Source organism: Vibrio sp. 10N.261.55.A7, assembly GCF_002877365.1.
GTDB lineage: Bacteria > Pseudomonadota > Gammaproteobacteria > Enterobacterales > Vibrionaceae > Vibrio.
On the sequence record NZ_MCWZ01000286.1, the window covers coordinates 1 to 13,788 of the forward strand.

The 13,788-nt window shown below is 44.8% G+C and carries 12 protein-coding genes; 2 read left to right on the forward strand and 10 right to left on the reverse strand.

Features of this window, described 5'->3' with window-relative positions; all coding sequences use genetic code 11:
- The first annotated feature begins 40 nt into the window (after window positions 1-40).
- Window positions 41-406, forward strand: coding sequence for a DUF2750 domain-containing protein (locus BCU12_RS14280; protein ID WP_102404930.1), 366 nt, complete (start codon window positions 41-43; stop codon window positions 404-406).
- Between the two features lie 81 nt (window positions 407-487).
- Here the strand turns inward: BCU12_RS14280 and queC are convergent, their stop codons facing one another.
- Both queC and queE read right to left on the reverse strand, forming a co-directional pair.
- On the reverse strand, window positions 488-1,177 hold the full coding sequence (queC, locus tag BCU12_RS14285; RefSeq protein WP_102404931.1) for a 7-cyano-7-deazaguanine synthase QueC: 690 nt from the start codon (window positions 1,175-1,177) through the stop codon (window positions 488-490).
- Between the two features lie 31 nt (window positions 1,178-1,208).
- Window positions 1,209-1,859: a 7-carboxy-7-deazaguanine synthase QueE gene (queE, locus tag BCU12_RS14290; protein WP_198599338.1), complete on the reverse strand. Its 651-nt coding sequence runs from the start codon at window positions 1,857-1,859 to the stop codon at window positions 1,209-1,211.
- A 193-nt stretch (window positions 1,860-2,052) separates the two neighbouring features.
- On the opposite strand from queE, the gene BCU12_RS14295 reads away from it, so the two are divergent.
- The gene (locus BCU12_RS14295) at window positions 2,053-2,859 is read left to right on the forward strand and encodes a Cof-type HAD-IIB family hydrolase (RefSeq protein WP_102404932.1); all 807 of its coding nucleotides are present in this window, start codon (window positions 2,053-2,055) and stop codon (window positions 2,857-2,859) included.
- 61 nt (window positions 2,860-2,920) lie between these two features.
- On the opposite strand, the gene BCU12_RS14300 is transcribed toward BCU12_RS14295, so the two are convergent.
- The 8 genes from BCU12_RS14300 to BCU12_RS14335 form a co-directional block, all read right to left on the reverse strand.
- Window positions 2,921-4,360, reverse strand: coding sequence for an NUDIX domain-containing protein (locus BCU12_RS14300; RefSeq protein ID WP_241909841.1), 1,440 nt, complete (start codon window positions 4,358-4,360; stop codon window positions 2,921-2,923).
- Between the two features lie 36 nt (window positions 4,361-4,396).
- Complete coding sequence (locus BCU12_RS14305) at window positions 4,397-4,870, reverse strand: GNAT family N-acetyltransferase (protein WP_102404933.1); 474 nt, start codon at window positions 4,868-4,870, stop codon at window positions 4,397-4,399.
- A 131-nt stretch (window positions 4,871-5,001) separates the two neighbouring features.
- A complete protein-coding gene (locus BCU12_RS14310) occupies window positions 5,002-6,924 on the reverse strand; it encodes a propionyl-CoA synthetase (RefSeq protein WP_102404934.1) in 1,923 nt (640 codons plus the stop codon).
- Window positions 6,914-8,134, reverse strand: coding sequence for a 2-methylaconitate cis-trans isomerase PrpF (gene prpF, locus BCU12_RS14315; RefSeq protein WP_102404935.1), 1,221 nt, complete (start codon window positions 8,132-8,134; stop codon window positions 6,914-6,916). Before prpF ends, BCU12_RS14310 begins: the two co-directional genes overlap by 11 nt.
- A gap of 5 nt (window positions 8,135-8,139) precedes the next feature.
- Window positions 8,140-10,749 carry a Fe/S-dependent 2-methylisocitrate dehydratase AcnD gene (gene acnD, locus BCU12_RS14320; protein WP_102404936.1) on the reverse strand — a complete coding sequence of 870 codons (2,610 nt, stop codon included), beginning with the start codon at window positions 10,747-10,749 and terminating at the stop codon, window positions 8,140-8,142.
- Window positions 10,750-10,827: 78 nt separating this feature from the next.
- The gene (gene prpC / locus BCU12_RS14325; RefSeq protein ID WP_102404937.1) at window positions 10,828-11,976 is read right to left on the reverse strand and encodes a 2-methylcitrate synthase; all 1,149 of its coding nucleotides are present in this window, start codon (window positions 11,974-11,976) and stop codon (window positions 10,828-10,830) included.
- A gap of 98 nt (window positions 11,977-12,074) precedes the next feature.
- Window positions 12,075-12,971, reverse strand: a complete 897-nt coding sequence (gene prpB / locus BCU12_RS14330) for a methylisocitrate lyase (RefSeq protein WP_102404938.1) — start codon at window positions 12,969-12,971, stop codon at window positions 12,075-12,077.
- Between the two features lie 17 nt (window positions 12,972-12,988).
- A complete protein-coding gene (locus BCU12_RS14335) occupies window positions 12,989-13,732 on the reverse strand; it encodes a GntR family transcriptional regulator (protein ID WP_102404939.1) in 744 nt (247 codons plus the stop codon).
- Window positions 13,733-13,788: the final 56 nt, after the last annotated feature.

Here is a 13,788-nt window from a genome sequence, read left to right on the forward strand (position 1 = left end):
GTGTTAATCTAGCGCGGTCTAACCTACCGAGAACATTATCATGACTAAATTAACCGCTGATATTCAAGCTAACCTTGAGTTATTCGTCGCTGAAACTTGCCAAAACAAACTAGTTTGGGGTTTACGAAATGAAGAAGGTTGGTTAGCTTGCGATTCAAGTGAGTTTGAACAAAGTGAAGTGATGCCATTCTGGTCTTCAAAAGAGGATGCACAGACTCATAATGTCGAAGAATGGGCTGACTTTGAAGTGCTAGAGATTCCAATCGATATTTTTGTTGAAGACTGGTTATTAACTTTGGCTGAAGACGGCGTGCTAATTGGTACTAACTGGAATGAATCTTTAGAAGGCAAAGAGATTGAACCTTCAGACCTTGCTAAGCTCTTCTTAGAGAAAGTCGTCAACTAAAATAGATTCAAAAAAACGTCGCATTTCTATGCGACGTTTTTGTCAATATTCTTCCAAGCTACAGAAAAACACCTTTATCATCTAGCTCGATGATTTACTGATGTAATCTCCCAGAACTTGAGTTTTATTCTCTAGATATTCTTCCAATCCTGCTTTACGCAAATCACAAGATGGACAATCGCCGCAACCATCACCAATCACCCCGTTATAACAAGTTAGGGTTTGGTTTCTTACTAACTCCAACGCACCATAGTGATCTGCCATGGCCCAAGTTTCTGCTTTGTTTAGCCACATAAGCGGTGTTGCGATCTCAAATTCTCGATCCATACCCTGCACTAACGCCGTATTCATAGATTTTACGAACTCATCACGGCAGTCAGGATAACCAGAAAAATCCGTTTCACATACGCCAGTAATAACGGTACTCGCACCAATCTGATACGCGTAAATACCTGCAAGTGTGAGGAATAGAATATTACGCCCTGGAACAAATGAGTTCGGTAAGCCGTTCTCTTGAAGTTCATGTGACACAGGGATGTCATCACGCGTTAGTGAGCTTATCGCCAATTCGTTTAATAAGGTAACGTCCATCACTTTATGGGCCGAAACACCAAGCTTTGAAGCCAACTCTTTTGCCACATCGATTTCGAGACTATGCCGCTGCCCATAATCAAACGTAATCGCATGAACTTCATCAAACTCTTTTAATGCTTTAACCAAACAGGTGGTCGAATCTTGCCCGCCACTAAAAACAACAACTGCTTTATTCATCTTCATTCCAACTTAACTTAGTTCACTTTCGCTATGCAATGCTCAAATATTTATGAGTCTGGATCGACAAGCGCCAGTTTCGTTTAACACATGTTTCAATGCAAAGCTGAGTCGCCCTTGGCTTCCGACTGATAGGTTGCAAAGCGATTACGGTTCCAATACTTAACTCAGTTTGGTCTAGTAAATTATCCAGATGATCGATGTCTTTTTGTGTTCCAACAGGGTGTTTAATTTCATTCGCACGTAACATTGCACTCGGTTCAATAGGAAACTTTCCTTTCATTGCCACCTTTGGTGACACTGTCACCCATGTTTTATCGGTTACGCGAACTTCATATGTACCACTCGTTTCAATCTGGCACTGACAGCCTAGTTCTTCAAATGCCTGAGTTAAAGGAACAAGGTCATAGATACAAGGCTCACCACCTGTAATCACGATGTGTTTAGCGGTATAACCTTGCTCTTGGTACAACCTCACGATATCAGCCGCAGTTACACTGCACCAATGCGGATTGTCTTCAGTTTTTACTAAGATTTCATTGATTGGACGCTCATCAGACTCTAACGCCTCCCATGTTTGTTTGGTATCACACCAGGAACAGCCGACAGGACATACCTGCAGGCGAACAAATACAGATGGAACGCCAGTAAAGAACCCTTCACCCTGTATCGTTTCAAACATCTCATTAATCTTATACAACTTAATCAACCCGAAGACTTACAAATTAGGTTCGAGACGATAAATGACTCTAACCCGAAGGTCAAATGAAAAGCCTCACCACTTAACGACCAGTTTGATATATTCACAGAAGTATCACTAGCTCAACAATCCAAAATTCTTTAAGCTGCGTCTTTGCTAAATTTTTAGGTAAGTTATGTATAAACTGATTGCACTCGACATGGACGGGACTCTGCTTAATAGCGACAAGCAAATTTCTGAGCCAACAAAAAAATCTATCGCATTGGCTCGTGATAAAGGAGTAAAAGTAGTCCTGGCCTCCGGTCGCCCTATTGATGGCATGGTCGATAAACTTCAAGAACTCAATATCTCAGGTGACGAAGAATTTGTCTTGTACTACAACGGTTCTATGGTGCAAGAGCTCGGGAATGAAGAGATTATTCATCGAAACATTATCAACGCCCGTTCGGCGAAAGAAGTCGCTAAGTTAACTAAAGAGTTTGGCTTAGATGTTCATGCCTTTTCAGAAGAGCACGGTCTCATCACACCGAAAACGAGCCAATACACTCAGCTAGAAGCCACAATCAATGGTTTAACGATCACCGAAATGGATTTCGATTTACTTGAAGATGACCACCCTATCATTAAGGCAATGATTGTCGGAGAACCCGACAAACTATCAAGTGCAATTCAAGCGCTTGCCCCTGAATACCATGAACGATATACCATTGTTCAAAGTGCCCCTTTCTTTCTAGAGTTTCTGAGCTTAAAAAGCAATAAGGGAATAGGAGTTGAAGCCATAGCGAAGCATTTGGATATTTTACCAAGTGAAGTCATATGTGTTGGAGACGCTGAAAATGACAACCACATGATTAAGTATGCAGGCTTGGGAGTCGCGATGGGTAATGCGATGGAAGAGACTAAAGCACTGGCTGATTACATTGCTCCGAGCAACGACGAGCATGGTGTAGCAGCGGTTATTGATAAATTCATTCTAGCCTAAGTTGTTCTGCGAAAGGCCGCCCAGCGTTGCGTTGATACTGACTGGGCGGTTTGTTTTGCGTTTATTTTTTAACAGTGACTGAACGACGCTTGCTTAGTTTTAGAGTGAGATAAAAGTAACCTAGCATGATGATTGGATAGCGTATTGCCTCTAATACCAATGACCAAATACTGCTGTAAGAGACCAATGAAGCAACCAAGTTAATAATGACATTTAGGCCAAGTAAAAAAGCGACAATACCGATTGCTTTGTGTAATTCTATGCTTTGTTCGCGGCTATCAAACGTTAACACAAGGCCCGATATGGTAATCAGGACCGCCAACCAATAAGACAATGTCGGGAGAGGCCAAATGACGCTCAGTGCAACGGTTACCACTGATAGTGATATCCACAAGCCTTTTGAACGTAAGATAGACGGCAAATCGACATCTTCTTTTCCTTCCAAACGGATAATATGCCAACCGACAAGTGCCCCAAGTACAGCACCAAATAAAGAGTCCCAAATAAAAGCGGTTCCGCTGTAAAACTTTGAAATCATCAATAACAACATTACAGCGCTAAAGCATAATGTCGCGGCCTTTCTCGTTTCTAGGTTCAACTCTCTCCATATCAATATGAAAGAAGAAAACCACACTGCAATACTTAAGTTAGGGAAACCAAAGCCATGGCTTGTTGAAAACTCAAACATTGGGAAATAAGCCTGAGGCCTCGCTAGGTTAAAGCCTTGCTGCGCCACAAGGCTTAAAAGTGAAGTGACTGTAATAGCAAAAAATAGCTTATACGCAAAAGCGTTTCCGAAACGCCAGAGAACGAGAGGAAACAAGACCAAAAGTAACCATGGCTTATTTATCTGCGATAAAACAAAGTTTACGCTGTTGATCGTTTGCTCCGCGGCCATAGGCAACGACGATACCCACTGCTGAAGGCCAACTATCCAGTTAAGTTGCGGTTGATTTAGTAAAGGAGCGGCGTCAATTAGGTCTCTAACAAAAGTGACTGGCTGATCCGTTGCCCGACTATACATGTCCTTGATTTCGTCCCATTGGCCTGGGTAGCGATACTCTTCACTGGCAAGCCTGTCAGGTGAGAGCAGCATGGCATTAGACACTTCGATACCATAATGAGGTGCGAACCAGATCGGCATTTCGTTTGCGTTAAGCTTATTCGGGTAGTCATAGGCAATGACTTCAGAGTCAGAAATACAATCGTAGATAACAGCCGTTTCTGTATAACCGAGTACATCTCCAACAGTCACAACTAGGCCTGTTTCTTCCCATGTTTCTCTCTGGGCGGTGAGGCTTGGCGCTTCGCCTGGATCTATGGTTCCGCCTGGTAACGATATCTTATTTGTTAATATCTCTTTAACTAACACCATTTTGTCGTCCGCTTTTACAACACAAAGCGAACCTCGAATTGTCTCTGGCATTTCAGAGGACAGGGAGAGCGTTGAAAACAACATTGAAAATACGAACAAAACAAGCACACTAAGCTGCTTAATCACATTAAATCCTTCCATATAAATCTATAACTGCGACTGCTAAATCGCCTTACGTAACCAGTTGATGTGCTGCTCAAAACCTAATTGCTCATATAGAGATTTTGCCGGACCATTGAACTCCCAAACCTCTACAAATACCTGAGTGACCCCATAATCTTTAAACCTCTGATGAAGCGTTGCACAGAGCTCTTTTGCCACGCTTCGGTTTCGATAACTCGGTGTCACGTAAAGTTCATCAATACTGCCCATCTGTATCGGCTTACTGACGGTCGATACCAACTCACAAAAATGACCCGTTATAAATCCAACGACTTTTTGCTCAGCCTTAGCAACAAACACGATGCATTCAGGATCATCCATGTATCGAGCAATACTTTTTTCTTGCTCGATCTCTTCGGCAGTTTTAAAAAACTCAGGGCAAGACAGGTGATGCTCATTATGTAACTCAAACATCAAATCGTTTAGCTGCTCTAGTTCAGAGCTCTTGGCAGGCGATATTGAAATAGATGGCATAATATTTTCGCGACACAAACAAAGTACAATTAATGACGATTGTAAACAAACTAACGAAAAAAAGCCCCTTATAATCGGGGCTTTCTAGCGTATTTCAATATGAATAGCGTTATCGAGTTTGATGTATGTGTTTAAGTCGATTCATCCAACGCTCGCTCAATCTCTACTAGGCTAGTCGGATCGTCTATCGTTGAAGGGACGGTATATTGCTCACCATCGGCAATTTGTCGAATAACACGCCGTAGTATCTTCCCAGACCTCGTCTTAGGAAGACGGTCGACAACGAGGGCATGTTTAAAGCAAGCAACGGCCCCTATTTCATTTCTGACTTTACCGACAAGCTCGACTTCCAGATCGCTATCATTAACCTTCATTCCGTCTTTCAGGACCACCAGCCCTAATGGAAGCTGCCCTTTCAAATCATCATGGACACCCACCACCGCACATTCTGCAACCGCGGGGTGACCTCCGACTATTTCTTCCATCTCACCGGTTGAAAGTCTGTGCCCTGCTACGTTAATCACATCATCAATTCTTCCCATGATGAAAAGGTAGCCGTCTTCATCTAAGTAACCACCGTCACCAGATACATAATAACCCGGGAATTGAGATAGATACCCAGAATCAAACCTGTCATGGTTACGCCACACCGTTGGCAGACACCCAGGTGGTAAAGGCCTTTTCAAAGCGACAAACCCCTGTTGATTCGCCTTCAGAGAATCACCAATCTCATTGAGTACTTCTATTTGATAGCCAGGGACAGGCTTGGTCGCTGAGCCCGCTTTGATTGGCATCGCTTCAAGGCCGATCGGGTTACTTGCGATCGCCCAACCCGTTTCCGTTTGCCACCAATGGTCGACAACGGGTTTATCTGTTTTTGATGTGACCCAATCTAACGTCGGCGGATCTAAGCGCTCTCCGGCCATAAAAATTGTCTTTAGATGAGACAAGTCATAATGCTCGAGCAGGCTCCCTTCCGAATCTTCTTTCTTTATTGCTCGAAATGCCGTTGGTGCAGAGAACAAAACATCTACTTTATACTCTTCACAGACTCTCCAGAACGCTCCAGAATCTGGCGTTCTTACCGGTTTTCCTTCAAACAAGACTGTCGTACAGCCGTGAATTAAAGGGCCATAGACGATGTATGAGTGGCCCACGACCCAACCAACATCAGAGGCAGCCCAAAATACGCCGCTTTGAGGCATATTATAAATCGTGCTCATTGAGTATTTCATTGCAACAGCATGTCCGCCATTATCACGGACAACACCCTTTGGTTTACCCGTTGTTCCTGACGTATACAATATATAAAGAGGATCCGTCGACAAAACAGGAACACAGGCATGAGGAAGCGCCTTATCTACCGCAAGTTTCCAGTCAATGTCCCTTGTCGAGTTCAGTTCAACTATGCACTGCTCACGTTGCAATACACAAACATGGCTTGGCTTCCAGCGGCTATCCATAATCGCTTTATCGACGAGTGGTTTGTAAGGCAGGACTTTCGTGATTTCTATGCCACATGAAGCTGTCATTACAACCTTTGGCTCAGCATCTTCTATCCGAACCGCCAATTCACTGGGTGCGAATCCACCGAACACGACAGAATGTATTGCACCTATTCGAGCACACGCGAGCATTGCCATTGCTGCCTCTGGAATCATTGGCATGTAGATAACAACTCTATCGCCTTTTTCCACCCCAAGATCCGCTAGCATGCCTGCAACTTTAGCTACTTGGTCGCGCATCTGATGATAGGTAAAGGTCTCTTTGGTATTTGTCACTGGAGAGTCATAAATAAGTGCCGTCTTTTCCCCACGCCCATTGTCGCAATGATAATCTAGAGCCAACCAACACGTGTTTAATACTCCATCTGAAAACCAACGCTCTATTCCGTTAGAATCGGTTTCAATGATCGTCTTTGGGGGCTCAAACCACTCTATTTGGTTCGCTTGCTCCTTCCAAAATGAGGCTGGATCATTCTTAGAGTAGTCATACTCTTCTTGATAGCTCAGAGTGCTGTTTACGCTGCCATTCGTACTTTGATTAACATTCATCGTATGTCTCCTCCGTGACAATTTCTTTCTGTTCCGATAGTTCAAAAGGTGCTCTAACATGTCCTTCCATCAACACACGGGCACTACGACTCATTGTTGCCTTTTCGACCACCCAACCTCGTTCTGTTTCATTTGCTGATGCTCCCACTTTCAAGGTACCTGAAGGGTGTCCAAATACTACGGACTCTCTTTCATCCCCTCCTGCGGCTTGATTAACCAGTGTACCAGTGACACAAGCAGCAGCGCCTATTGCTACCGCTGCTGTTCCCATCATGGCGTGGTGCAGTTTACCCATTGACATGGCTCTAACATTGATATCTATTTCTGTTTCGTCAACGATTTTGTCGCTCGAACTCGTGTAACTTTGCGCTTTTGAAACGAAGGCGACCTTAGGGGAATGCTGCGATTTTTCGGCCTCTTCGACACTTTTAATGACGCCCATTTTTAAGGCCCCATAGGCGCGAATGGTTTCAAACATTGCGAGGGCTTTTTCATCGCCATTAACGTCAGGTTGGAGTTCTGTTCCTTTGTATCCGATAGATTCCGCATTCACAAAAATGGTAGGAATCCCTGCATTGATAAGCGTTACCTCAATGGTTCCGACGTTGGGGACAGTAAGCTTGTCGATTAGATTCCCTGTTGGAAACAGAGATCCGGCCTCGCCCGCAGGTTCAATGAAGTCAACGGGGATTTCAGCCGCAGGAAACGTCACTCCGTCTAACTCAAAACTCCCCATTTCTTGTACTTCTCCATCAACTATTGGAACTTTCACAATAATGGTTTTTCTTATATTGGCTTGCCAAATTCGTACGTCAACCGTGCCATTCAGTGGAACCCGCTCGACATCAATAAGCCCAGCATGAATAGCAAACGGCCCAACAGCAGCAGAAAGATTCCCACAGTTACCTCCCCAATCGACAAATGGTTTATCAATTGATACTTGACCAAACAAGTAATCGACGTCGTGCTCTGGCTGGGTGCTCTTCGAAACGATGACTGTTTTACTGGTACTTGAGGTTGCCCCTCCCATACCATCGGTTTGCTTCCCATAAGGATCAGGGCTTCCTATCACTCGAAGTAAAAGTTCATCACGCTTAGAGCCTGGTCTCTGTGCTGAGATAGGTAAGTCTTCCAAGCTAAAAAAGACACCTTTACTGGTCCCGCCACGCATATAAGTCGCGGGTATTCTGATTTGTTTGTTCATCACCATGGCTCCTATTGCGTTAGAAAGTCTTTCGCGAAACGTTGTAAAACACCACCAGCGTTGTAGACCCGTACTTCATCTTCGGTATCTAATCGGCAAGTAACAGGGACTGATAATGTTTCTTTATTTAGGCGAGTGATAATCAGCAACAAATCTTTACCGGGCTCGATTCTGCCTTCAACATCATAGAGCTCTGTACCATCAAGATTGAGTGTTCTCCTATTTGTCCCCTCTTTAAATTCAAGCGGCAAGACACCCATACCAACAAGGTTCGTCCGGTGAATTCGTTCAAACCCTTCTGCAACAATGACTTCAACCCCCGCTAACCGGACGCCTTTTGCAGCCCAGTCCCGAGAAGAGCCTTGACCATAGTCGGCGCCGGCTACAATTATTAATGGTTGCTTTCGACTCATGTAAGTCTCGATGGCTTCCCACATACGCATCACTTGCCCATCAGGCTCCACTCGCGCTAGTGATCCTTGAACGGTTTCACCGTCTTTCATCACCATCTCATTGAATAGTTTCGGGTTGGCGAAGGTTGCTCTTTGAGCGGTTAAGTGATCACCTCGATGCGTCGCGTAAGAGTTAAAGTCTTCTTCTGGTACCTCCATTTTTGCCAAATACTCACCAGCAGCACTCGAGGCAAGAATGGCATTGGACGGCGATAAATGATCAGTGGTGATGTTGTCACCTAAAATAGCAAGCGGTCTCATTGATGTTAGACTTCGCTCGCCAGCAAGCGCGCCTTCCCAGTAGGGAGGCCTACGTATGTAAGTACTCTTTGAACGCCAATCATAGAGAGGGTTACTACTTTTGCCGCTATCACTGGGCTTGAACATTTGCACATAGATTTGATTAAACTGCTCTGGTTTAACGTGACGATTGACGACGGCATCGATCTCTTCATCGGTTGGCCACAGATCGTTTAAGTAAATAGGCTTTCCACACTCGTCATAACCTAGGCTATCTTTCTCGATATCAAACCGTATCGTCCCCGCTAGAGCGTAGGCAACAACAAGTGGAGGAGAGGCCAAAAATGCTTGTTTGGCATAAGGATGAATTCGACCATCAAAATTGCGGTTACCTGAGAGCACAGCCGTTGAATAGAGATCTCGGTCAACAATCTCTTTTTGTATGGAAGGGTCTAACGCTCCACTCATACCATTACACGTCGTACAGGCATACCCAACAATTCCAAACCCTAGGGTTTCAAGCTCTGGCAATAATCCTGCGTCTTCCAAGTAGAGCCTTGCGACTTTTGAACCCGGTGCAAATGATGTTTTAACCCAAGGTTTTCTCGCTAAACCCATCTTATTGGCTTTCTTTGCGATCAAACCTGCTGCGACAACATTTCTCGGATTACTCGTATTGGTGCATGAGGTAATAGCCGCAATGATGACCGCCCCGTCAGGCATTAATCCATCTTTTTCTTCCCAGGATCCCGCAATGCCTCGGGTTGCCAGTTCAGAAGTTGGTAAACGTCTGTGGGGGTTTGAAGGGCCAGCCATGTTTCGTTCGACTGTCGAGAGGTCAAAAGTCAGCACTCTTTGGTACTGCGCACTTTCCAAATCTGAAGCCCATAGACCTGTGTGCTTTGCATACTTCTCTACGAGATCGACCTGTTCGGGGTCTCGCCCGGTCAATTTTAAGTAATTGATGGTTTGTTCATCAATATAGAACATCCCAGCAGTCGCGCCGTATTCTGGGGTCATGTTGGATATGGTTGCACGATCACCGATGGTTAGGTCTTTACTTCCCTCGCCAAAGAACTCTAAGTAGCTTGAAACAACACGCTCTTGCCTCAAAAACTCTGTAATCGCGAGTACGATGTCTGTTGCTGTAATACCAGACTGCCTTTTACCAACCAGTTTTACGCCAACAATGTCAGGGAGGCGCATCATCGACGGTCGGCCTAACATTACAGTTTCAGCTTCCAGGCCACCAACTCCGATCGCCAATACCCCTAATGCATCGACGTGTGGTGTGTGACTGTCGGTTCCAACACAGGTATCAGGAAACGCAATGCCGTTTTTTGCTTGGATAACTGGCGACATTTTTTCCAAGTTAATTTGGTGCATGATTCCATTGCCTGCAGGAATAACATTCACATTTTCAAACGCTGTTTTACACCACTCTATGAAATGAAATCTGTCTTCGTTTCGACGCTCTTCAATACTTCGGTTTTTGTCGAACGCCTCTGTATCAAATCCTGCGTGTTCTACAGCCAAAGAGTGATCGACTATTAGCTGTGTTTCGACAACCGGATTCACCTTAGAAGGGTTGCCACCTTGATCCGCAATGGCATCACGTAATCCAGCGAGGTCAACAAGAGCGGTTTGTCCAAGAATATCGTGACAGACGACTCTCGCTGGGTACCATGGGAAGTCGCGATCTTGCTTACGCTCAATAAGCTGCAGCAGGCAATCATTCAGTTCGCTAGCTTCACATCGTCTCACAAGCTGCTCAGCTAAAATGCGCGATGTATATGGCAGTGCATCATAAGCGTTGGGCGATAGGCTGTTTACCGCCTCACGCGCATCAAAATACTCTAGATTGGTTTCAGGTAAGATCTTGCGATAGTTGGTCTTACCCTGTTTGTTTACTGTGTTGGAGTCTGACATTGCCGCCATCCTTAAATCAAAATAGTCCCTTCAACTCTTCGCTTGATTATCCACAAGCGAAGAACACGACGCAGTTTGTTAACGCTCGCTAATTGGTAACCAATCTTGGTGATCTGGCCCGTCATAATCCGCACTTGGTCGGATAATTCTGTTGTTAGCACGTTGCTCATAAACGTGCGCTGCCCAGCCGGTTAGACGGCTCATAACAAAAATAGGTGTAAATAATTTGGTTGGAATGCCCATGAAGTGATAGGCCGATGCATGAAAGAAATCGGCATTGCAGAACAGCCCCTTCTCTCTTTTCATCACTGACTCAACCCGTTCGGATACGCTATAGAGTTGAGTATCACCAACAGAAAGTGACAGTTCTTTTGACCAACGTTTGATGAGTGCATTTCGTGGATCACTCTCTCGATAAACAGCATGACCAAAACCCATGATCTTATCTTTGTTTGCGAGCATTTTTAGAATTTCCTGCTCGGCTTCGTCAGCAGTTCGCCAGTCTTTGATCATATCCATCGCAGCCTCGTTTGCGCCACCATGTAGTGGACCGCGTAACGTGCCAATCGCCGCCGTAATACAGGAATGGATATCAGATAATGTAGAGGCACATACCCGGCCGGCAAAGGTCGACGCGTTAAACTCGTGTTCAGCGTACAAAATGAGAGAACAGTGCATGACCTTTTTATGCAGCTCGCTTGGAGACTGGTCAGTCAGCATTTTCAGGAAATACCCGCCAATACAATCTTCGCTGCTGTCTGACGTTTCAATGCGTATGCCATCATGACTAAAACGATACCAATAACAGATCATTGCAGGGAATAGTGCGAGCATTCGCTCTGTTGCGGATTGTTGCTCTGAAAAGTCCGTTTCTTGCTCTAGGTTGCCCAACATAGAACACCCTGTTCTCATGACGTCCATAGGGTGAGCAGATGCTGGAATCAGTTCTAACGCCTGCTTAAGCGCTTCAGGCAATCCTCGCTGTTTGATCAGTAACGCTTTGTAATCATTGAGCTCTTTTTGATCTGGTAGGTGCCCTCTCAGTAACAGGTGCGCAACCTCTTCAAATTGAGCGTTGTTCGCTAGATCAGTAATATCGTACCCACGATAAGTTAGCCCAGTACCTGTTTGACCCACTGTGCATAACGCTGTGGTGCCTGCACTTTGACCTCGAAGCCCAGCGCCCCCGATGGCTGGATTTTTAACGGCAGTTGCTGATGACGACATATAGAACTCCTTTTCTAGGTTAACTCGCCTGTACTCTTTGGCACGGTATAACGAATTAACGATTTCACATTATTGGATTAGATTTATTCTTTTTATATTTACTTATTCGCTGAAAACAACTGATCAAGCTTGTTTTCATAATCATGATAGTTGAGGTGTTCATACAACTCTTTTCGAGTCTGCATCGAGTCAATTAAAGCCTCTTGGTTACCTTCTTCCAGTAAATGGCGATAAACCATTTCTGCGGCTTTATTCATCGCTCTAAATGCACTTAGTGGGTACAAAACCATATCGACATTGGACTTTGCCAACTCATTGCAGCCGTATAGTGGTGTTTGACCAAATTCTGTAATGTTTGCCAATATTGGAACGTGCTTGCCGGTTGCTGACTCTAATGCCGCTGAAAACTGTACATATTGTTCAAGTTTGTTCATCGCTTCTGGAAAAATCATGTCAGCGCCCGCTTCTACACAAGCAATCGCTCTCTCAATAGCATGCTCAATACCTTCTACAGCAAGGGCGTCTGTGCGCGCCATAATGACAAAACTGCCATCGGTTCTGGCATCGGTGGCCGCTTTGATTCGATCCACCATCTCAGCTTGGCTGACAATGGCTTTATTCGGTCGGTGTCCGCATCTCTTTTGAGCTACTTGGTCTTCCATGTGGACGGCAGCAGCGCCCGCTTTCTCCATCGATTTAATCGTACGTGAGATATTAAACGCCCCACCAAACCCCGTATCAATATCCACTAATAGTGGCAAATCACACGCGTTGGTCACTCTTTCCACGTCGACCAATACATCATTTAGTGTAGTAATCCCAAGATCGGGTAACCCATACGACGCATTGGCTATACCACCACCGGATAGGTAGATAGCTTGATGCCCCGTATTTTTAGCCATCATTGCACAATAGGGATTAACCGTACCGACGATTTGTAAAGGGTCATTGTCCTTTACTGCTTGTCTAAATTTGTTGCCAGGTGTCATTTCCATGTCTTTGCCCTCGATCTCTATTTTTTCAAAGCAGAATCATTCAATTTGATTTGTTGTTCAATTAACTGTCGACTCCCCGATATGTGCCTTCTCATTAGCATTTCGGCCAGTTCCTCATCTCTGTTCTTAATCGCTCGTAGAATATATTTGTGCTCTTCCAAGGCTTCGTTGGGTCTAGATTGTGAGCGGGGGGATTGGTAGCGATACATACGTAGCAAGTGATACAGCTCGTCACACAGTAAGGAGACGAGTTTGCTGTTTCGACTGGCTTTAATGATTCTATAGTGGAAATCAAAATCGCCATGCTGATGAAAATAAGATGCACCGCTCACTTCATCAATATGCTTAGAATGGGTTGCCAGTACAACTTCTAGCTGGATGACCTCTTCGTCGGTAATGTAACGAGCAGCTAACCTCGCAGCCATACCTTCTAACCCCTCTCGAACCGCATAAAGTTCTAATAGTTTCTCCTCTGAAAAGGCGATAACTCTGGCACCTACATGGGGAATACGCTCTATCAGACCTAATCCTTGAACGCGCATGATGGCTTCACGTAACGGGCCTCGGCTGACTGTAAAGCGCTTTGCCAGTTCGGGCTCTGATATTTTGCTTCCAGGTGAGATTTCACCGCTCACAATAGCTTCAATCAGATACTCCGTTAAATTATCTGATTTCGTATTCTCTTTGTCGCCATTCGTTGTTTTCGCTTCGCTGACAATGTCTACAGCATTGATGGAAACGCTACCCGTTGAGGTATTCATATTATTAGCCTATATCCTTTAATTGCCGCAATGTTGTCAACAATCTTGCTCTATGA

Excerpts from the sequence above, each read along its gene's own strand:
- BCU12_RS14310 (WP_102404934.1), bottom strand. The coding sequence starts at position 6,924 with ATGAATGTTAATCAAAGTACGAATGGCAGCGTAAACAGCACTCTGAGC.
- acnD (WP_102404936.1), bottom strand. The coding sequence starts at position 10,749 with ATGTCAGACTCCAACACAGTAAACAAACAGGGTAAGACCAACTATCGC.
- BCU12_RS14335 (WP_102404939.1), bottom strand. The coding sequence starts at position 13,732 with ATGAATACCTCAACGGGTAGCGTTTCCATCAATGCTGTAGACATTGTC.
- queC (WP_102404931.1), bottom strand. The coding sequence starts at position 1,177 with ATGAATAAAGCAGTTGTTGTTTTTAGTGGCGGGCAAGATTCGACCACC.
- prpF (WP_102404935.1), bottom strand. The coding sequence starts at position 8,134 with ATGGTGATGAACAAACAAATCAGAATACCCGCGACTTATATGCGTGGC.
- prpC (WP_102404937.1), bottom strand. The coding sequence starts at position 11,976 with ATGTCGTCATCAGCAACTGCCGTTAAAAATCCAGCCATCGGGGGCGCT.
- BCU12_RS14305 (WP_102404933.1), bottom strand. The coding sequence starts at position 4,870 with ATGCCATCTATTTCAATATCGCCTGCCAAGAGCTCTGAACTAGAGCAG.
- BCU12_RS14295 (WP_102404932.1), top strand. The coding sequence starts at position 2,053 with ATGTATAAACTGATTGCACTCGACATGGACGGGACTCTGCTTAATAGC.
- prpB (WP_102404938.1), bottom strand. The coding sequence starts at position 12,971 with ATGGAAATGACACCTGGCAACAAATTTAGACAAGCAGTAAAGGACAAT.
- queE (WP_198599338.1), bottom strand. The coding sequence starts at position 1,859 with ATGTTTGAAACGATACAGGGTGAAGGGTTCTTTACTGGCGTTCCATCT.
- BCU12_RS14280 (WP_102404930.1), top strand. The coding sequence starts at position 41 with ATGACTAAATTAACCGCTGATATTCAAGCTAACCTTGAGTTATTCGTC.